This is a genomic window from Methylocystis iwaonis (assembly GCF_027925385.1).
GTDB lineage: Bacteria > Pseudomonadota > Alphaproteobacteria > Rhizobiales > Beijerinckiaceae > Methylocystis > Methylocystis iwaonis.
Genome location: NZ_AP027146.1, coordinates 41,643 through 59,282, shown reverse-complemented (window position 1 = coordinate 59,282; position 17,640 = coordinate 41,643). Strand labels below are relative to the sequence as shown.

The 17,640-nt window shown below is 61.8% G+C and carries 19 protein-coding genes; 15 read left to right on the top strand and 4 right to left on the bottom strand.

From position 1 onward, the window contains the following. Positions 1-5: 5 nt before the first annotated feature. On the bottom strand, positions 6-1,049 hold the full coding sequence (locus QMG84_RS21080) for a phospholipase D family protein (RefSeq protein WP_281932806.1): 1,044 nt from the start codon (positions 1,047-1,049) through the stop codon (positions 6-8). 332 nt (positions 1,050-1,381) lie between these two features. On the opposite strand from QMG84_RS21080, the gene QMG84_RS21075 reads away from it, so the two are divergent. Continuing rightward, a complete protein-coding gene (locus QMG84_RS21075) occupies positions 1,382-1,576 on the top strand; it encodes a hypothetical protein (RefSeq protein ID WP_281932805.1) in 195 nt (64 codons plus the stop codon). Between the two features lie 2 nt (positions 1,577-1,578). Here QMG84_RS21075 and QMG84_RS21070 read toward each other — a convergent pair whose 3' ends face one another. Then, positions 1,579-2,340 (bottom strand): phospholipase D-like domain-containing protein, encoded by a 762-nt coding sequence (locus tag QMG84_RS21070; protein WP_281932804.1) that lies wholly within the window; start codon positions 2,338-2,340, stop codon positions 1,579-1,581. A gap of 65 nt (positions 2,341-2,405) precedes the next feature. Between QMG84_RS21070 and QMG84_RS21545 the strand changes: the two genes are divergently transcribed. Then, complete coding sequence (locus QMG84_RS21545; RefSeq protein ID WP_350356543.1) at positions 2,406-3,035, top strand: cupin domain-containing protein; 630 nt, start codon at positions 2,406-2,408, stop codon at positions 3,033-3,035. Positions 3,036-3,046: 11 nt separating this feature from the next. Here QMG84_RS21545 and QMG84_RS21060 read toward each other — a convergent pair whose 3' ends face one another. Then, on the bottom strand, positions 3,047-4,147 hold the full coding sequence (locus QMG84_RS21060) for an IS630 family transposase (RefSeq protein ID WP_281932803.1): 1,101 nt from the start codon (positions 4,145-4,147) through the stop codon (positions 3,047-3,049). Positions 4,148-4,242: 95 nt separating this feature from the next. Further along, complete coding sequence (locus QMG84_RS21055; RefSeq protein WP_281932802.1) at positions 4,243-4,461, bottom strand: hypothetical protein; 219 nt, start codon at positions 4,459-4,461, stop codon at positions 4,243-4,245. Between the two features lie 445 nt (positions 4,462-4,906). Between QMG84_RS21055 and QMG84_RS21050 the strand changes: the two genes are divergently transcribed. Genes QMG84_RS21050 through QMG84_RS20990 form a run of 13 tightly spaced genes read left to right on the top strand, consistent with a single transcriptional unit; the run spans position 4,907 to position 17,538 of the window. Beyond that, the gene (locus tag QMG84_RS21050) at positions 4,907-5,629 is read left to right on the top strand and encodes a lytic transglycosylase domain-containing protein (protein WP_281932801.1); all 723 of its coding nucleotides are present in this window, start codon (positions 4,907-4,909) and stop codon (positions 5,627-5,629) included. Next, positions 5,626-5,940: a TrbC/VirB2 family type IV secretion system protein gene (locus QMG84_RS21045; RefSeq protein ID WP_281932800.1), complete on the top strand. Its 315-nt coding sequence runs from the start codon at positions 5,626-5,628 to the stop codon at positions 5,938-5,940. Before QMG84_RS21050 ends, QMG84_RS21045 begins: the two co-directional genes overlap by 4 nt. 2 nt (positions 5,941-5,942) lie before the next feature. After that, positions 5,943-6,239: a VirB3 family type IV secretion system protein gene (locus QMG84_RS21040; protein ID WP_281932799.1), complete on the top strand. Its 297-nt coding sequence runs from the start codon at positions 5,943-5,945 to the stop codon at positions 6,237-6,239. A gap of 8 nt (positions 6,240-6,247) precedes the next feature. Continuing rightward, a complete protein-coding gene (locus QMG84_RS21035; RefSeq protein ID WP_281932798.1) occupies positions 6,248-8,659 on the top strand; it encodes a VirB4 family type IV secretion/conjugal transfer ATPase in 2,412 nt (803 codons plus the stop codon). Beyond that, complete coding sequence (locus tag QMG84_RS21030; protein ID WP_281932797.1) at positions 8,659-9,417, top strand: hypothetical protein; 759 nt, start codon at positions 8,659-8,661, stop codon at positions 9,415-9,417. The genes QMG84_RS21035 and QMG84_RS21030 overlap by 1 nt, the downstream gene beginning before the upstream one ends. A 59-nt stretch (positions 9,418-9,476) precedes the next feature. Continuing rightward, positions 9,477-10,190, top strand: a complete 714-nt coding sequence (locus tag QMG84_RS21025) for a TrbJ/VirB5 family protein (RefSeq protein ID WP_281932796.1) — start codon at positions 9,477-9,479, stop codon at positions 10,188-10,190. A 4-nt stretch (positions 10,191-10,194) separates the two neighbouring features. Continuing rightward, positions 10,195-10,467, top strand: a complete 273-nt coding sequence (locus QMG84_RS21020) for a hypothetical protein (protein WP_281932795.1) — start codon at positions 10,195-10,197, stop codon at positions 10,465-10,467. Further along, complete coding sequence (locus tag QMG84_RS21015; RefSeq protein WP_281932794.1) at positions 10,464-11,555, top strand: TrbL/VirB6 family protein; 1,092 nt, start codon at positions 10,464-10,466, stop codon at positions 11,553-11,555. Before QMG84_RS21020 ends, QMG84_RS21015 begins: the two co-directional genes overlap by 4 nt. Next, positions 11,555-12,328, top strand: a complete 774-nt coding sequence (locus tag QMG84_RS21010) for a VirB8 family type IV secretion system protein (RefSeq protein ID WP_281932793.1) — start codon at positions 11,555-11,557, stop codon at positions 12,326-12,328. Before QMG84_RS21015 ends, QMG84_RS21010 begins: the two co-directional genes overlap by 1 nt. Beyond that, a complete protein-coding gene (virB9, locus tag QMG84_RS21005) occupies positions 12,325-13,143 on the top strand; it encodes a P-type conjugative transfer protein VirB9 (protein WP_281932792.1) in 819 nt (272 codons plus the stop codon). Before QMG84_RS21010 ends, virB9 begins: the two co-directional genes overlap by 4 nt. Before the next feature lie 9 nt (positions 13,144-13,152). Then, positions 13,153-14,454, top strand: coding sequence for a type IV secretion system protein VirB10 (virB10, locus tag QMG84_RS21000; RefSeq protein ID WP_281932776.1), 1,302 nt, complete (start codon positions 13,153-13,155; stop codon positions 14,452-14,454). After that, complete coding sequence (gene virB11 / locus QMG84_RS20995; RefSeq protein ID WP_281932775.1) at positions 14,432-15,481, top strand: P-type DNA transfer ATPase VirB11; 1,050 nt, start codon at positions 14,432-14,434, stop codon at positions 15,479-15,481. The genes virB10 and virB11 overlap by 23 nt, the downstream gene beginning before the upstream one ends. 14 nt (positions 15,482-15,495) lie before the next feature. Next, entirely contained in the window at positions 15,496-17,538 is a 2,043-nt protein-coding gene (locus QMG84_RS20990; RefSeq protein WP_281932774.1) for a type IV secretory system conjugative DNA transfer family protein, read from the top strand. The last annotated feature ends 102 nt before the right edge of the window (positions 17,539-17,640 follow it).

Here is a 17,640-nt window from a genome sequence, read left to right as displayed (position 1 = left end):
AGGCCTCAGAAGAGCCCACAGACTCGTCCACCCTTTTTGCCAACCCAATATCGTCGCCCAACAGCTTCGGAGGCTCCTGCCCATGCTGCGGCCCGCTCGCTTCCCAGGGGGGTCCACGTCAAATCGAACCAAGTCGCCCGTCGACGAAAGAGCATGACATTGCCAGCGTAGTTGAACCCGGTCGGCAGATTGACACGTTCCATACGATTGTCGCCGTGCCAGCTCAAGGGCCGATCCGAATGAAGCGCCGATCGAACCGCAAGACCGATCGTTCCAATCGGCTCTTGCGGCAGATCATAATTGGCAAAGCTAAAGCCGAAATACCGATTTGCGCCGCGCGGCAATTCCAGCTGATTCTGCGAGCCTCCGCTTAGATACCCGGCGTCGACCCAGAAATACTCGTAGCCTGCTGGATCACATGTGGCACTGTTGATGGCTTCCCACAGGGAATCGGACGGGCTGTTAGATGGTGGAGGAATAGGCGGCGGCGGAGGAGGAGGATGTTTTCTTCGGGCTGCATCATAGGCGGCAATCAACGCCGCGTCGGCCGCAATAGCGCCCACACGCATTTGTTTCCACCTACCGTCCAGGACCTTGAGGTTTGATATCCCGACATGTACCGATGCGGCTTCCCAATTGAAGACCAGCGCGCGCTCGGAGAGATTGGCGGAACCGACCAACAGGTTCGCCTTTTTGCCGGTGCGAAATTCATACATCTTGATATGAAACGCTATTTTTGGAGTGAAGTCCGTGCTCGTGATTAGGTCGGCATTGTGAACATGCAACGATGACAGCGGTAACGCTCCCCACGCCGTCATAGCCTCTGGTTCTGTTATCCCATAATCAACGCAGGTAATCAGCCTCTTGCGCATCTTTCTCCACTTCGAAACCCCAAGCCTTTCTGTCAGGCGTTCGATAAGGAGCTGGACCCCCGACGCGGTTACGTAGGCGACCGACAGCCGCATTTCGGCAGTCTCATTGTCGATAATGTCCTCAAGCGCGCCAATAATGCGCTCCGGTTGCGTTGGAGATTGGACAACAAGCCTCATGGAAGCGCCGCTTTGATTTTTGGATTGGGCGACCCAGTCATCTCTGAGGCGGGCACGACTTCATTCGCCCTGATCCAGCGATAGACCTCTGAGGGGGTCGCGCTCCGGTTCTTCAATGCGTTCTCGGGCCACTTTAAATAGATATTGCGGGTATCTGATGCCATCGCTCAGCTCCATGTTTGAGAGGCTTCCTCCTTTATAGCGGCCAGTCATGCAACGCCCTTGAACCGCCTGTAGCATCCGCTTCAGAGTTTAGCACGTCGATTAGTTCGGCCGGGAAGCATGCCTCAGCCTGATGCAAGGCCTCCGACCCCGGCGGTAGGGAGCTGATCGTGATGAACGGCCCCTTCCTGCTCGGGACGCCGCTGCTGCTCGACTCGTTCTACGGGGTCGCTTTCGTTCCGCCGTTGGTGATGCTGTTGGCTACACGCGCCATAATTGAAAGGCTGCCGCTAGCGAATCGGTTCCCGAAATATGCGGCCCATGCAGAACGGAAAAAATATCGGTTCGCGCCGCGGGTTTGGTAGAGTTACCAAGTCGAAGCCTTACGCCAGCCGGCGGCGACGGCCTGCTCCTCGGTACAGAACCAGCGCTTGTCCCGCCCCTTGTCCATCCGCACGCGAGCGTATGCGCGGTCCCCGGGCACATGATAGATACGCTCGCCGCTGCGGCTGACATTGCCCTTGATTAGGCAGTTCTCAGGCATCGCCGTTTCCGTCTTGGGCGCGGGGGAGGGCGCGGGATTCGCGAACTGATTGCCGGGGGTCGGCAGCGGATTGGCGCCCGCCCATATCTGCTCGAAGCGAGCCTCGAAGGCGTTGGCCGCGGATGGCTCGCGCACGACAACGATGTCATTGTCCTGCTGTTTCAGGCCCGAGGCTGAGAAGTTTGCCGACCCCGAGCGCAGGATCCGGCCGTCGATCGCATAGGACTTGAGATGCATATAGGGCCCTGGCGCCTTCATGCGGATGGCGCCCGCGATTTCGCGAAGTCGGTCGAAGGCATGCTGCTGGCCCGGATCGAGGACGATGCGGACGGCGACGCCACGCCTACTGGCGTCAATTAGGGCGTCGATGACCGGCCAATCGGTCAGGGAATAAGCCGCCATGTCAATCTTTGTATGCGCCGAGCGCAGCAGACCGACATCCAGGTGTTCAAGGTTCTCGGCAGGCGCGTAGTGGATTTCCACCTCCCCGGCGCTGGCTGGCGGCGCGAACACGGGGAGGAGACCAAGCGCGGCGAACGCCAGGACCACGCAGCCGCCAGTTCGTTTCCAAGTCCTCAACCCCATTTTCGGCCTTCTCCACGCCGCCGTGCTCATATAAGAACGAATACAGAACAACAGAGGCCCTGTCCATGCCCCGAAAACCGAACCGCCGCTCGGATCGCCTCGTCGATCACGAGCGTCTCTTAGCGGCGATCGGCGCCTGCCGGGAGAAAATCACGCGCGAACAGTCGCGCATGGAGGTTTGCGGCCCGCTGTATCACTCTTCGTCGACCGTCGTCGCAGCCATCGACGGCCTTGCGCTAATGCTCACCGGAAGGCGTGACTACTTCCATTTGACAGGCCATGGGGTGCATGAGGACGTGCGGAAGACCGCCACCGGGAGGGACGCAATGCTCGCAGCCGGTAATCTGTTTGCCAACATCCCCGAGCGTCTGACCGAGGAGGAATTTACCGCCTTGGCCGAGCTGCCGGGCGCGCGGATCGAACGCATCGTCTCGACTGGCCAAGCAAGCCCGGCTGGCTATTGGTACGACCAAGAGCAGACCGAATGGGTCATCCTGCTGAGCGGCTCAGCAGGATTGCTGTTCGAGGGGGAGGACGCTCCACGCATTTTGCGTCCGGGGGACTATGTCGAAATACCCGCGCGTCTTCGGCATCGGATCGAATGGACCGATGCAACCGAGCCGACGGTTTGGCTAGCGGTCCATGTTAACGCCCAACTGGTCACCTCCTCAACTGCGCTAATCGAAGAAAGCTAGTGTCCTGACTCTCAATTGGCGACCAATAACTCATCCGCTTCTGCTTTCTCGAGAGCCTTGCGGGCGCGGCTGATTTTTTCGAGGATGGCCTCGCCTTTCGCGGTCCATTTATAGGGCTGGGGATTGGCGTTGCGTTCCGCCAGATAGGCGTTGATGTCGTCAACCAGCTCCTTTACCGAGGCAAAGCTACCCGATCGGATGACATCCTCGGTCAGATCGGCGAAGAACCGTTCGACCAAATTGAGCCACGATGATGATGTCGGGGTGAAGTGCATATTGAAGCGCGGACGCTTTGCGAGCCACGCCTTCACCTTAGGATGCTTGTGGGTCGCGTAGTTGTCAGCGATCAGGTGCAATTCAAAGCTCTTGGGCGTCTCCCGGTCTATCTGCTTGAGAAAGCGCAACCACTCGACATGTGTGTGGCGTTGCTCTGTGCGCGTAATCAGCTTGCCCTGCAGATAATCGAGCGCCGCGAACAGCGTCGTTGTGCCGTGGCGTTTGTAGTCATGCGTGATCGTGCGCGGATGGCCGGGACCGAGCGGCAAACTGGGTTGTGAGCGCTCCAGCGCTTGGCATTGGCTTTTCTCGTCGCAACACAGCACCAGCGCATTCGTCGGCGGGTCGAGATAAAGGCCGATCACGTCCCAGAATTTCCTCTCGAAGTCAGTATCGGTCGACAGCTTGAACGTCCTGGTGACGTGGGGCTTCAAGTCGTTCTTCGACCAGATGCGCTGCACCGTGCTATGGGAGACGCCGGCATGGCGACCCATGCTGCGCACACTCCAGCGTTTGCGTCCCTTCGGCGGCTGCGTGACTTCGGTCACGACGCGAGCGACTTTCCTCGCCGGGATCGAAGGTTTGCGACCCCGTCCTGCGGCTTCTTCAAGGCCAGCGAGCCCGTGCATCTCGAAACGTTTCGACCATGTCGAGACACGCTTTGCCGTCGTCTTCAATCGCACCGCTGTTTCAGCGACGCCGACGCCGTCCAGTCGAAGAAGAATAATCTCGGCGCGCTCGCGTTCGCGCACTAGGCTCGTCCTTGCACGCGCCCGCCGCCGCAGTTCCGCTACGACCTCTGCTTCAGCCTGTATCTGCTTGATTGGCCGTGCCATCCCAATAAGACTTCCTGCAAATCACTCGCAGGGGAAATAATAGTCGATATTTGAGAGACGGGACACTAGAAGCGCGCTTCAGCGATCAAGCGACGCTAATTCAGCGTCTCCCCGCGAAAACCGATCTCCATCGGAAACGGCGGCAACTGCCCGTAGGTTGCGGCGGCTGTGAGCGCTCCCGCAGCGATTTCCCCCATTCGATCGAGCAGATCATTCGACAGAGCGACCGAGCTCGATCGAGCTGTCGCCAAGTCGACAATCTCCGTCAACGCTTCCGTGAGGATTGAGAGTTGAGCAATGGCGTCGTTCGTCATGGGCAACCTCTCAGAACTCGTACTCATGCAAGAATGTCGCAAAACCCGCATCCTCACAACTATCCTGGCCACCGAGGAATGAAAGCAAGGCGTGACGCGTAGTGCCAAGAACGCTCGTCTCTTTGAAGAGGGGGCCCCAGAGACGCTCTAGATTATATTTTAGCATTGAAACGCCGCCCGCTTGGCAGACAGGGGGCACTGCGCGCCGGCGCGAAAACGGATCCATCTCGATCGAACCGCGACAGGGATTCCTGGTGCGCTCTAAGGCACTGTCTATAATGACAGTTTCAACCATTGGTGCCTCAGGGCCCGTAGGCATAGCCAGGATTCCATAGCCGGGATCCCGCCGGAAGCTCCCGCCGTCGGTGAAAAATTCCGTCTCGGGGCGCTTGCGCCGTCGGCTCGAGTTCGTTTAGTATATATTTTAATAGAACACAGAGGCAAGATGCGCGGCGCCGCTCTCGGAATTCTCTTTGCTTTAGGCGCTGCGTCGCAAGCTCTCTCGGGCGAAGCAGCGCTGATCGCGCGCGGGCGCGCCCTGGAAGCGATGGTCTCGCCGTCTGGCAAGGTGGTTCCAGCGCCCGTCGCGGGCTCAGAGGTCGAGCGCACGACCGAAGGCGGCGCGAAAAAGACCGAGAGTTGCCCGGGACCCGGGCCGATGCCAGCGAGCGCAGCGCGCGACCTCGTCGAGAAAATCGCCCGCGACGAAAATTTCTTCCCTGACTTTGTGTTGGCCGTGGCGCGCGCTGAGTCCCGCTTTCAGAGCAACGCGGTTTCGCCGCGCGGAGCGATCGGTCTCATGCAGCTCGAGCCCGAGACCGCCAAACATTACGGCGTCAATATCTGCGACCCCGCCGACAACGTCAGAGGCGGGGTCCGGTTCCTGCGCGACTTGCACAGCCGCTATCGGAATCCGATCTACATCCTCGCTGCCTACAACGCTGGCGAGAAGGCGCTCCTCGCGCATCACGGCGTCCCGCCGTTTCCGGAAACTGTGAGCTTCGTCGCCGCGGTCGTGAACGACTTCTACGACTGGCCCAAGATCAACGCAAAGACAGGCGATGAGCACGGCCCTCTCCCCGCGGCGCAGCCGCAGGAAAGCGCCAAGGACCACAATTGGCGGTCTGGCTTCGTTTGGAACTTCGAACAGAATGGTGAACAGGAATGAGGCATTTTAGCAAAACTGGCCGCGGCAAAATTTCAACTCTGGCCGCGCTGGCGCTGCTCCACGCAAGCTCTCCGGCCTTTGCGACGGGCGGCACGCTCTCTCCTGTGCAGTCGACGCTGCAAACGCTCGTACAAACCCTCACGGGGCCGATCTCGACGTCTCTCGCCATTCTCGCGGTCATCGCCGCAGGTTTCCTTGCTTGGGCGGGCCGAATGACCTGGGGCATCGCCGGCTCAATCATCTTCGGCATCGTGCTGGTCTTCGGCTCGACGCAGATCGTTCAGTTCTTCCAGTCCTCGGTCGGCGGCTGACGATGAGCAACGCCGATCTTGAAAAGCCGATGATCGTCCCGCTCGTCAAGGCGCTGACCCGGGCCCCGACCATCGTCGGCGTCCCCTACATGTATTTCATGTTCGAGATGGTCGTGACCTCGGTGATCTTTCTCGCCACCCACAACCTGTTCAATCTGCTCTGGATTATTCCTTTTCATCTCTTCGGCTACGTCATGACCTTGAGAGACGACCGGATCTTCGAGGTGCTGTTCGTGAGATCCTCCCAGTGCCCGCCGCGTTCCAGAGAATTTTGGGGTTGCGACTCCTATAAGATTTGAGGGGCTCGATGCTGAGGACGCTGCAGGACCAGATGAGCTTTGGCGCGGTGTCGCGGCGGGAACGCCCAGTCTCGTCGCATCTGCCGTATCTGCGCCACGTCGACGACTTCATCGTCAAATCCAAGTCCGGCCTGTTGATGAACTTCATCAAGCTGGAAGGCTTCTCGTTCCAGACGGCGGACTGGTCCAGCATCAACGTCCGCATGCTCGGCCGCAACGACCTCGTGCGCACGCTGGGCAACAGCCGCTTCGCGCTTTATTCGCATATCATCCGGCGTGACATCGAACCGACAATCCCGTCGAGTTTCGATAACGCCTTCTGCCGGGAGCTCGACGAGCGCTATCACACGGCGCTTTCGAAGCGGCGGATGTTCGTCAACGACCTCTACCTCACGATCATCCGCAGGCCCCTGCAAGGCCACGCCGGAACCTTTGAAGCGCTGATGCAGACGGTCCTGGGCAAGAAGACCGGCGACGGCGACTCCTTCGACCGGCAAGAGGCGCAAGCCGAGCTGCGGGACGTTACGACGGCGGTCCTCTCCGCCATGTCTGCCTATCGTCCGCGCCTTCTCAAGGTCGTCGAGCGGGCAGGGGTCTGGTTCTCGGAACCGCTCGAATTCCTGGTCCAGCTCGGCAATGGCGCCATCCCGAGGCCGATGCATCTTCCCAGAATGTCGCTCGACCAGGCGCTGGCGACGAAGCGCGTGTTCTTCGGCAAGAACGCGCTCGAAATCCGCGGCGGATCGGCGAGCGAGACCCGCTTTGGCGCGGCGCTGTCGGTGAGGGAATATCCAGCGCAGACCGGGCCGGGCTTTCTCGACAATCTCTTGACCATCCCGCACGAATTCATCGTCGCGCAATCCTTCGCGATCATCGACCGCCCCGTCGCCCAATCCCATATCGACCGCGTCGCGCGCCAGGTCGACATGTCCGACGAGGCGGGGTCGATCGTCGCCGAGCATTTGAACGACGCGCGGGACGAACTGCTCGCCTCCGAGGCCCTCTACGGCGAGCACCATATGACGGTGCTGGCGTTGGGTAAGAGCATGCAGGAGGTCGACGCCGCGGTCACGGCGGCGGGCGCGGCGCTCACCGACCGCTCCGTGATCTGGGTGCGCGAAGACCTCAATATGGAACCGGCCTTCTGGGCGCAGTGGCCCGGAAACTTTCCCTATATCGCCCGCAACTCGATCATCAGCTCGAAGAACCTCGCGGGCTTCGTCTCGCTGCATAATTTCCCGAGCGGCTCGCCCGCCGGGAACCACTGGGGCTCGGCGATCTCGGTGTTCCAGACGGCTTCGCAAACGGCCTATTTCTACAATTTCCATGTGTCTGATCTCGGGAATTTTACGGTCGTCGGCCCCTCGGGCTCGGGGAAGACCGTGTGGCTCTCCTTCATCGCGGCGCAGGCGCAACGCTTGGCCCCTCGGCCCCGGCTCGTCTTCGTCGACAAAGACCGGGGCGCCGAAATTTTCATTCGTGCGCTCGGCGGCCAATATGAGGCGCTCGAGCCTGGAACCGCCACGGGCTTCAACCCCCTGATGCTTCCCGACGGCGGCGAGACGCGGGAGTTTCTCTACCGTCTCTTCTCCTTCCTGCTTCGGCCCAAGGGCGGATTGGACACGGATCTCTCGGCCACCGAAGAGCAAGTCATCCGCAATGCAATCAAGACCGTCGTCTCCGGCCCGCGAGAGGGGCGGAACCTCCCCGCTTTCCAGTCGCTGCTGCGCGGCCGAATTCAGGCAAGCGAGGGCGACCTCGCCTCGCGGCTTGAGCCGTGGATCCGCAAGGACCAGAACGGCTGGCTCTTCAATAACCCCGAGGACCGTTTCTCGCTTCACGCGATCTTCGGCTTCGACATGACGCGGGTCCTCGACAATCCGACGATCCGCACGGCGGCGCTGCTCTATATCTTCCACCGGATCGAGGAACTGATCGATGGGACGCCCATCATGATCTTCCTCGACGAGGGCTGGCGGTTGCTCGATGACGAGGTTTTCTCTTACTTTATCAAGGACAAGCTCAAGACCCTCCGCAAGCAGAACGGCATCATCGGCTTTGGCACCCAAAGCGCCGCCGACATCGTGCGCTCCAAGGCCGCGAACACCTTGATCGAGCAAACCGCGACCAATGTGTTCTTCGCCAACGCCAAGGCGGATGACGAAAGCTACCGCAGGGCCTTCCAGCTTTCCGACCGGGAAATGCGCTGGATCAGGGAGACGGTTCCCGAGGCGCGATCCTTTCTGATCAAGCATGGGCAGGATTCGGTCATCGCCAAATTGGACCTCGGCGGCATGCCGGAGGTCATCAAGGTGCTCTCCGGGCGCACCGAGACGGTCGCTGAGCTCTATTCCTTAATGGAGCAGGTCGGGAGCGCGCCGGAAGCCTGGCTGCCCACTTTCATGGGGAGGACGGCCTGATGCGCGTTCTTCTTACGTCGGCTTTTCTTCTCGCCTCAGCGGTCGCCGCCCGCGCCGATATTCCGGTCGAGGACGCCGAGCAGCTCACGCAAAAGATTCAGACCTCGGCGCTGACGACCACCCTGGTCCCGGTGCAACAAAAGCAGCGCGACGGGCAGAAGGGCATCGATTGCGCAACCCACACCGGCCAAAGGGGCGCGGTGCAGAACAACACGGCGACGCCGAATGCATCCGCGGGCGCCGCCGCGGTCCAGAGCTACGATTCGGAAATGCAGGCGGCGCCAGCCGCTAATGCGCCTGGCCCGGCGTTGGCGACAAAAAATTTCGGTTCAGCCGCAGGGGACGTCGTCGCCGGCAATATGGCGACGCAGGCGACAATCGTCAGCAACGGGCCGACCTATCAAAACGCCTCCGGCCTCATCGGCGGGTCGTCGACCATCATGGCCGGCTATGACCAAAATTCCTCCGGCGGGACGCAGAACGGCCTCGGCTGGAACCAGGTGCTCGCAACCGCCAATCTGCTCATCAGCGCCTATAACGCGATCAACATGATGCGCGTGTCGCAGGTGAGCCAAGCCGCGCGCGGCATGAATTTCACTTCCTTTGCCTCAGGAAGCGGGCTTCTCCCCGGCAACGCGACCTGCGGCGCCGGCTACCGCGGCGACGGCACGGCGAATAGTCCCTGCATCCTGGCCTCGAGCCAGTTCTGCCAGTTGCTGCTCGATGGCGGCTGCGTGGAGCGCCGCGTCACCGATTAACTCGGAAACGTCGTCGTTTATCTCAAACGCGCATCGTCGCATTAGAAAAAGGGCTTTGCATGAAACGGGCGATATTGGCTTTCTGCCTTGCGAATCTTTTCCTTGTTCGCGGCGCCCATGCCCAGGTTCCGGTGATCGACGCCGCCAATCTCTCCCAGTCCCAGCAGACGGCGACGAACACCAAGCAGATCCTCTCGACCGACCAGGATATCCTATCCAATGTGCAGAAAACCCTGCAGGCCGTAACCGGCGACCGCTCGTCGCTGGCGCAGGGGCCGCTCGCGCAAATGGCGCTCGGCAGCGGCTTTTCGATGGGGAGCGCGCCGTCGCTCGGCTCGGTGATTTCAGGGGGCCCGCTGTCTTTCGCTGGGCTTGGCGGCGATTCTCAGCAAATCATCTCGTCGCTGATCAATGGGCTCAATCTGGTCAAAACACTATCCGGGCTGCAAGGCGCGCTCCCGAGCGACAAGGCCTATCTCAACTCCTCGAACACAGCCCAACTCATTCTCGGGCTCATTAACTCGACGCAAGGGACGGTCAAGAGCGCCAGCAACGCCTACACGACCGGCGGGCAGCAGATCGGAAACTCCCCCGACGTTAAAGGCTCGATCGATCAGAACTCGCAGATCCAGGCGCAGAACGGCCAGTCGATCGTCCAGCTCAATGGCGCGGTCAATACGGCGGCGGCCGCCGCCAACCAGGCCAATCTCGACCGCATCGCCGGGCTTTCCGCCGCGGCCCGCGCCATGCAGTTTCGACCCTACGGACAATAGAGCGATGGGACGTCTTCTCTTGGCGAGCACCGCGCTGCTCGCGGGCGCGCTCTCGGGCTGCGGCTACAAACCGTTGGAGGCGCCTTGCGCAATGTCCGAAGGCGGCATGCCAGCTGCTGCGGAACAACCCACGCCCGAGCCGGCGGGCCCGCAACAGAACGCCGTGCAAGCCTTGTTCTATGCGGAGCCGGACGCGGCGCGCGCGCCTGCGCCCTTCAGATCCGTCGTTGGCGACTGCGGTTCCTTGCGCCCGATCAACGCGGAGCGGCTCAAGTGACCGTGCTGCAGAACTGCCCGACGCAGAATTACGGGTCCGGAATCATCCCGCAGATCCTTTCTGGCGTCGACCAGACCGGCTGCACCTATGTTCAGGGCGCCTTTCAGGAGCTTGCTCGGGATGTGACGGCGGGCGGGGCAGGGGCTTCGATCGCCTCGCTCCTCCTCATCGCCTATGTGATCTTCTGGGGATTTGGCGTTTGGGCCGGAACCGCTACGGGAACGGCGACCGACGCCGCCTTTCGGCTGTTTAGGGCCTTCGTGATCTATGCGCTCGCGACCTCCTGGAGCGACTTCACGAGTTTTGCCTATACACTCTTCAATGACGGACCAGCTGCGATCGGCAATCGGCTGCTCAGCGTCGGCAACAATAATGCTTACACCTCGCCAAACGCCGTCGTCTCGGCGCTGGAAGCGATCTGGAACCAGGTTGCGCAAGGTTTCCAGCTGCATTTCGCGTTCAGCCTGCAATCCTTCGCCTCGGCCCTCGTCGGCCTTGCCTGCGTGATCATCATCGCGCTGTTTCTGGCGGTCGCCACCTTCACGATCATTCTCTCGAAGGTCTTTCTGTGGCTGATCCTCGGCATCGCGCCCTTGATGATCCTGCTGCTGCTTTTCGACGCCTCCTCGCGCTTTTTCTCCGGTTGGCTCTCCGCGGCGGTCCTGTATGCGATGCTGCAGGTGCTGGTTTACGCCTTTCTCGCCTTCTACCTCACCGTCACGCAGCCGATCTTCGCGGGTCTTGGCGCCGCCATCAACAGCGGCCAGGTCGATTGGGGCGCGCTCGCGCCGTTCTTTCTCGTCGGCCTCACCGGCCTTTTCCTCTTGAGCCAGCTCCCCGGCATGGCCGCGGCGATCGCCGGCGGCATTCCGCTCTATGCGACGACGATCGGCGGGCTCTGGCGCTCGGTCACCGCGAACGGCGCGATGGTCGCCTCAAACGCCTATCGCGCCCGCGTGCCTTTCGGCTACGGCGCACGCTTCGGCGTCGATCGGTCGCTGCAGGATCGCGTCACGCGCGCCCGCTATGAGCGCATCTATGGCCAACGCGCCGCCGATGTGCTCGCCAAGAAAATGGACCAGATTTGATGATGTGGGAATTGCCGTTTCGCCGCCTCCCCCGCAGGGTCCTGCGAGAAGAGTTCGCCCCCATTGCGCCGGGCCCTGGAGCCCCCGCGACAGGGGAGGGCGCGCGCTACTACCAGGAGGGCGGGACCTGGGAAGAGGACCGGACGCTCTGGAAAAATGCGTCGCTCTCGATCGCCTGGATCATCGCCGCCGTGATGACCGTCATCGCGCTTGGCGCGATCGTCTCGCTCGCAAGCCTCGCGCCGCTCAAGACCTTTGAGCCTTATATGATCGTCGTCGACAAATCCTCAGGCTTCGTCGAGGTCAAGCGGCCGATGGCGCAGGGAGCGCTCAGCCAAGACGAAGCCGTCACCATGTTCAACGTCGTGCGCTATGTGAAGGCGCGCGAGACTTACGATCCCAAGGCGCTCAAGGACAATTTTGATCTCGCGCAGCTGCTCTCGACCGGCGACGCCGCCCGCGATCTCACCGAGATTTTCAGCCCGGCCAATCCGAAGAACCCGGTCAAAACCTTCGGCGCCACCACGGAAGTCGCCGTCTCGGTCAAATCGGTGACGTTCCCAAACCAGCGCACGGCGCTGGTGCGCTTTGGCACGGATGAAAAATCCGCCTCCAACACCGTCCATCGCGACTGGGTGGCGCTGGTGCGTTTTCGCTATTCCGGCGCGCCCATGTCGAACCAGATGCGCTTCGACAATCCGCTCGGCTTCCAGACGACCGAATACCGCCGCGACCAGGAAACGGTCCCGACCGCGACGGGAGCCGAGAAATGACCTGGCATCTTGGCTTCCCCCTCCTTCTCGGTCTGCTCGCGACCGGCGCTCCGAGCCTCGCGCAGGCTGAGGAGTCGCCTTGGGCGGGCCGCTACGACGCTCGGGTGCGGGAGGTCAGTTTCCGCCCCGACGAGGTCGTCGCCATCAACGGCTCCTATGGCGTCTCCACAATGATTGTGCTGGGCGAGGACGAGAAGATCGAGACATTGGCGCTCGGCGACTCTGTCGCCTGGAAGGTCGAGCCCAACAAGCGCGGCAACATCATCTTCGTGAAGCCGGTCGAGAAGAACGCCTTTTCCAATTTGAACGTGGTCACGTCGAAGCGCATCTATTCGTTCCTTCTGCGCGCCGATTTCCGGCAGGGAAGGGCGCAAGTGTTCAAGGTGCGCTTCCGCTTCCCTGAGGACGAGGCCGACGCCAGGCTCATCGCGCTCGCCAAGGAGCGCGCAAGCTATCCCAATACGAAGAATTTCAACGTCGCCAACGCCAACAGCGATTACGCCTATAAGGGCTCCTCGCTCTCAAAGCCGACCGCGGTCTTCGACGATGGCGTCAAAACCTGGTTTCGCTTCGCCGCAGATCAGGAGACGCCGGCGATCTTCGTTGTCGATCACGACCGCAAGGAGAGCGTCGTCAATTTCCATAAAGAGGGTCCCTACGTCATCGTCGACAAGGTCAATTTCCAGTGGACGCTGCGCAACGGCGCGGAAGCGACCTGCGTCTTCAATCGGCGGCTGAACAATCTCCATGAGCCTGACGGCCTCGAGCCCTATGCGCCGGAGCGCGTGGGCTCGAACGGCTTTCAATTTTGGTAAGGAGCGAACATGCCGTCGCCCGAACATTATCGTTCGCTCGAGCTCGAAGATGCGGCAAGAAGCTCGGTCCAGCGCTCGTCACACGTCATGGGAAATTTCATCAAGATCGGCGTCCCCAGCGCCGCAGCGCTCTTCGTCGGCTGGATGGTTTACGCCTCCCAGCATAAGGAGACGCGGCCGATGACCGCGCCGGAGAAAGAGGAATTCCACACCACCGCTTTTCCGGCGCCGGCGATCGACCAGCGCCCGAATCTGGATCTCGGCAAGATGACGGCCCCTCCGCCGCCCCCAGCCGCCGAGGTCCCCCCGCCGCCGGTCGCCCCGCCCACGCCTCTTGTCGCGCCGCCGGCCTTCGAGACGGAGAGCGAACCGAAAGTCGACGACGTCGAGGCCCGGCGTCTCGCCGCCGAAGAGGAGCGGCGGCGCTGGGAGCGGCTGCGGGCGCCCCAGCTCGTCGCCGATGGCGCGCTCGGCGCGGCGGCAGGGAACGATGAGAGGACCCCGGGTGGGACCTCGGAAACGGCCGATGATGACCCTAACCGGCGCTTTCTCGCCCGCGCCGGCTCCGCCGGCGTCGAGCGATCCATCGCGACGAAAAACGACCGGATCGACGCCCTCGTGCCGCAAGGCACGATGGTGCGCGGCGAGCTGCTGACCGCGATCCAGAGCGACCTTCCGGGCTCCGTGAAAGCGATCACCCGCGAAGACGCCTGGTCCTTCGACGGTCGGCGCGTGCTCATCCCCTCGGGATCAACCTTGATCGGCGAATATCGCTCCGGGCTCGCCCGCGGGCAGACGAGGGTTTTCGTGGTCTGGACGCGGCTGTTGCGCCCCGACGGCGTCTCCGTTCAGCTGGGTTCGCCGGGGACCGACGATCTCGGCCGGGCCGGGAACTCCGGCTTCCTCGACAATCACTATGTCGAGCGTTTCGGGGCGGCAGTCGCGCTCAGCGTCATCGGCGGCGTCTCGCAATTCGTCGCGACGCTTGGCCAGAACGTCAACAGCTACCAGCAACAAAGCCAATATGCGCTCGATCCCTTCACCGGTCAGCTCACGGCAATCACGACTTTGCCCAATCAAAATTTGATCAACGCCCGGCAGATCGGCGCGCAGCAGGTTTCGCAATCCTTGACCCGGCTCTCGCAAGAGGCGCTGCGGGATTCGATCAACATCCCGCCCACCGTTTACGTCGACCAGGGCGCGCGCATCGTCGTCTTCATCAAGAAGGATCTCGACTTCTCCCTATTTTATCCCGACCCCGTCAAAGAGGAACTGAGGGAGCTGCGCCGTGAAGCCAAGGCTCGTCGATAGGGACGCCGACGCCCACACAGTCTTTCTCGAGGACGCGCTCGGGCCGCTGCGGCAATGGCTGAACGACGATACCGTTGTCGAAATCGTCGCCAATGGCCCGGGCGAGCTTTTCGTCGAGGTCATGGGGGAGTCGTCGATGCGGCGGATCGAGGCGCCTGCGGTCACGAGTGACTGGATTCGGCATCTCTGCGAGCGCGTCGCGGGCTTTTCGAACCAGAGCGTTAATAGCGAGCACCCGCTGCTCTCGGCTGCGCTCGCCACCGGCGAACGCTTTCAGGGGGTGCTGCCGCCGGCGACGACGAACGGCGGAGCCTTCGCAATCCGCAAGCAGGTCATCAAGGAGCTCATGCTGGAAGACTACCGCCGCATGGGCTCGTTTGAGCGAGTCAAGGTCTCGGTCGGCAACGAGTTGTCTGAGATTGATAGCGAGCTCTGCGAGCATTTGGACGCGGGGCGGATCGAGGCCTTCATCCGGCTCGCTGTCTGCAATCGCTATTCCATCTTGCTTTCCGGCGGAACCTCGTCAGGTAAGACCACTTTCCTCAACGCTATTTTAAAGGAGGTGGCCCTCGAGGAGCGGATCGTCACGATCGAAGACACGCGCGAGGTAAGGCCGCTGCAAAAAAACTTCCTGCCGCTCGTCGCCTCCAAGGGCGACCAGGGCCAGGCGCGGGTCACGATTGAGAGCCTGCTCCAAGCGGCCATGCGCCTGCGCCCGGACCGGATTTTCCTTGGCGAAATCCGGGGGTCGGAGGCCTATTCCTTCCTGCGGGCGATCAACACCGGCCATCCCGGCTCGATCACAACGATTCACGCCGACAGCGCCGCGGGCGCGTTCGAGCAGCTCGCGCTGATGGTCATGCAGAGCGGACTCGGCCTGCGCAAGGACGAGATCATCGCCTATGTGAAGACGGTCCTGCCAATCGTGGTCCAACAAAGCCGGCTGGGCGGCTGGCGCGGAACGTCTGAGGTCTATTTCTCGCGCATGGCGGCCTGGAAGCAGGGCGCCGCGGCGCGGGCGCGCTGAAAGGTCGAGCGCCGATGATGCGGGAACATCTCGAGCGGCTGGTTATCGGGCTGTTTGTTTTCATTGCCGCGGCGCTGCTTTGGGCCGTGCCCTATGCGATCGTGACCGGCTTTCGCTCCGGCTTCTCCAGGCCTGCGCAGAAATGGGCGCTTCTCAAGAGGGTCACGACGGAAAATCCCCGCTTCGACCTCGAGCAGTTTCCGCCGATCTCCTTCGACCATGGCTTTCCGCTCGCCTACAAGCATTTTTATGTCTATGCCCAGGACGAGCGCGTTGCCAAACTCGCGCTGGAAAACGGCGCCCTCGCCGCCGGCGTCGTGCTCGCGCTCTTCCTCGCCCTAGCGATCTTTCTTTACGCAAACCGCAGATCGACGCTGCATGGCGACGCGCGCTTCGGAACGCTCCCCGAGGCACGCCGTGCGGGTCTGGCCGCGAGAAGCGGGATCATCCTCGGCCGTCTTAATGGACAAACGCTGATCTCGAACGACCCCGGGCACTTGCTGATCGTCGGCCCGACCCGCACCGGCAAGGGCGTGAGTTTTGTTATCCCGAACGGCCTCGCCTGGCCAGGCTCCATGGTGACGCTCGACATCAAGAGCGAGAATCTGAAATCCTTCGGCGCGGCGCGTGCGGCGAAGGGCGACAGTGTTTTCGTCTTCGCGCCGGGCTCCGCCTCCTCCCACCGCTACAATCCGCTCGACTATGTGCGGCCCGGTCCCGAAATGGCGACGGACTGCGCCAATATCGCGACCTTCCTCGTCGCGACCGGCTCAGTCGAGAATGAATGGACGCTTGCCGCGCGCAAGACCGTCGCGGCACTGCTCGGCTATGTGATGACCAGCATCCATTTCGAGAAGGCGCGGCATATTCGCTCCGCCGTGCGAGTGATCTCGACTGGGCACGACATCGCCGATGTGCTCAAAGCCATCGCCGGGACGGAAAATGACGGTTCTGTCCCGTCCTGGGTGCTTGACGCCTTCAATCAATTCGTAGCGATTCCCGACCGCACCCGCGGCTCGGTCATGTTCAACGTCAACAACGCCTTTGCGGCCTGGGACTCGCCGCTGATCTGCGCCGCGACCGAAACGTCGGATTTCGACATCCGCGACCTGCGCCGCAAGCGCATGTCGATCTTTATCGGCTCGCCGCTTGCCGATCTCGAAAGCTACCGCCCGCTTATTCGCATCTTGTTTCAGCAGATCCACGATGTGCTGATGCGCAATCTTCCTGGCGCCGACGAGCCGTATCAGGTCCTTCTGCTCCTCGATGAATTCTACGCGCTTGGTAGGATGTCGTCTCTCGCCTCGAAGATCGCGGTCAGCGCTGGCTATGGCTTCCGCATGACGATCGTGCTGCAAAACATCTCCCAGCTCGACGAGACGTACGGCAAGGCGATGCGCGAGACGCTTGTTGCCGGCGCGGCGCTAAAGCTCTTCGTCGCAATCAACGACAATGAGACCGCAAAATATGTCTCGGACGCGCTTGGGACGTACACGGCGACGCACACGACGAAGATGATGGGAGCAGGCCTGTCTCAGTCTCGCGTGTCGCTCGGGCACATGGCGGCGCCGCTGCGACGGCCGCAGGAGCTGACGCGGATGCCGAGGGATAGGTCGATCCTGCTCGTCGCCAATGCGCGGCCGTTCGAGATTGGGAAGCTCTATTTTTTTCGTGATCACCAAATGCGGCGGCTCGTCGATGAAGCGGGGGCCGCGAGAGGCGACCCGCCAAGTTTGCGGCGGTGGACGGAACCCTCCGCATGGCTCGAGATTCATTCAAAATCGACGCTGGTCTCGAGGGCACCGCAAGGTGAGTCTGGCTCCATCCTACCCTCGCTGGCGAGCGCGGGACCCGCTATAAGCTCAGAGAACCAGAGCACACAGAGGGGCCCTGTGGGCATCAGCGCCGAGCTTTCGGATGCGATCGCGGGGATAAACGCCGAGGCGAGGCGGGCGAGCCACTCTGCTTCCTCGGGATCGGGCGAAGACGTTGGATTCGCTCTGAAGGAATTGATGGCAATTGCGGAGAAAATCCGAAAAGGCTGGAGCGCAGCTTAGATCTCGGGCCTTCAAGGCTTGGGCTCCGTGAAGTGTTAGACAGGTTTGCTGAACACGAAGCTGTTTCCGTGCAGATTGGCTTGGCCCAGCGTCCCGTGGCCA

What these genes read in the sequence shown, in the direction of transcription:
- QMG84_RS21020 (WP_281932795.1), top strand. Translation starts at nt 10,195, where the DNA reads ATGGGACGTCTTCTCTTGGCGAGCACCGCGCTGCTCGCGGGCGCGCTC.
- QMG84_RS21010 (WP_281932793.1), top strand. Translation starts at nt 11,555, where the DNA reads ATGATGTGGGAATTGCCGTTTCGCCGCCTCCCCCGCAGGGTCCTGCGA.
- QMG84_RS21060 (WP_281932803.1), bottom strand. Translation starts at nt 4,147, where the DNA reads ATGGCACGGCCAATCAAGCAGATACAGGCTGAAGCAGAGGTCGTAGCG.
- QMG84_RS20990 (WP_281932774.1), top strand. Translation starts at nt 15,496, where the DNA reads ATGATGCGGGAACATCTCGAGCGGCTGGTTATCGGGCTGTTTGTTTTC.
- virB9 (WP_281932792.1), top strand. Translation starts at nt 12,325, where the DNA reads ATGACCTGGCATCTTGGCTTCCCCCTCCTTCTCGGTCTGCTCGCGACC.
- QMG84_RS21080 (WP_281932806.1), bottom strand. Translation starts at nt 1,049, where the DNA reads ATGAGGCTTGTTGTCCAATCTCCAACGCAACCGGAGCGCATTATTGGC.
- QMG84_RS21035 (WP_281932798.1), top strand. Translation starts at nt 6,248, where the DNA reads ATGCTGAGGACGCTGCAGGACCAGATGAGCTTTGGCGCGGTGTCGCGG.
- virB10 (WP_281932776.1), top strand. Translation starts at nt 13,153, where the DNA reads ATGCCGTCGCCCGAACATTATCGTTCGCTCGAGCTCGAAGATGCGGCA.
- QMG84_RS21055 (WP_281932802.1), bottom strand. Translation starts at nt 4,461, where the DNA reads ATGACGAACGACGCCATTGCTCAACTCTCAATCCTCACGGAAGCGTTG.
- QMG84_RS21045 (WP_281932800.1), top strand. Translation starts at nt 5,626, where the DNA reads ATGAGGCATTTTAGCAAAACTGGCCGCGGCAAAATTTCAACTCTGGCC.
- QMG84_RS21040 (WP_281932799.1), top strand. Translation starts at nt 5,943, where the DNA reads ATGAGCAACGCCGATCTTGAAAAGCCGATGATCGTCCCGCTCGTCAAG.
- QMG84_RS21050 (WP_281932801.1), top strand. Translation starts at nt 4,907, where the DNA reads ATGCGCGGCGCCGCTCTCGGAATTCTCTTTGCTTTAGGCGCTGCGTCG.
- QMG84_RS21025 (WP_281932796.1), top strand. Translation starts at nt 9,477, where the DNA reads ATGAAACGGGCGATATTGGCTTTCTGCCTTGCGAATCTTTTCCTTGTT.
- QMG84_RS21545 (WP_350356543.1), top strand. Translation starts at nt 2,406, where the DNA reads ATGCCCCGAAAACCGAACCGCCGCTCGGATCGCCTCGTCGATCACGAG.
- QMG84_RS21070 (WP_281932804.1), bottom strand. Translation starts at nt 2,340, where the DNA reads ATGGGGTTGAGGACTTGGAAACGAACTGGCGGCTGCGTGGTCCTGGCG.
- QMG84_RS21030 (WP_281932797.1), top strand. Translation starts at nt 8,659, where the DNA reads ATGCGCGTTCTTCTTACGTCGGCTTTTCTTCTCGCCTCAGCGGTCGCC.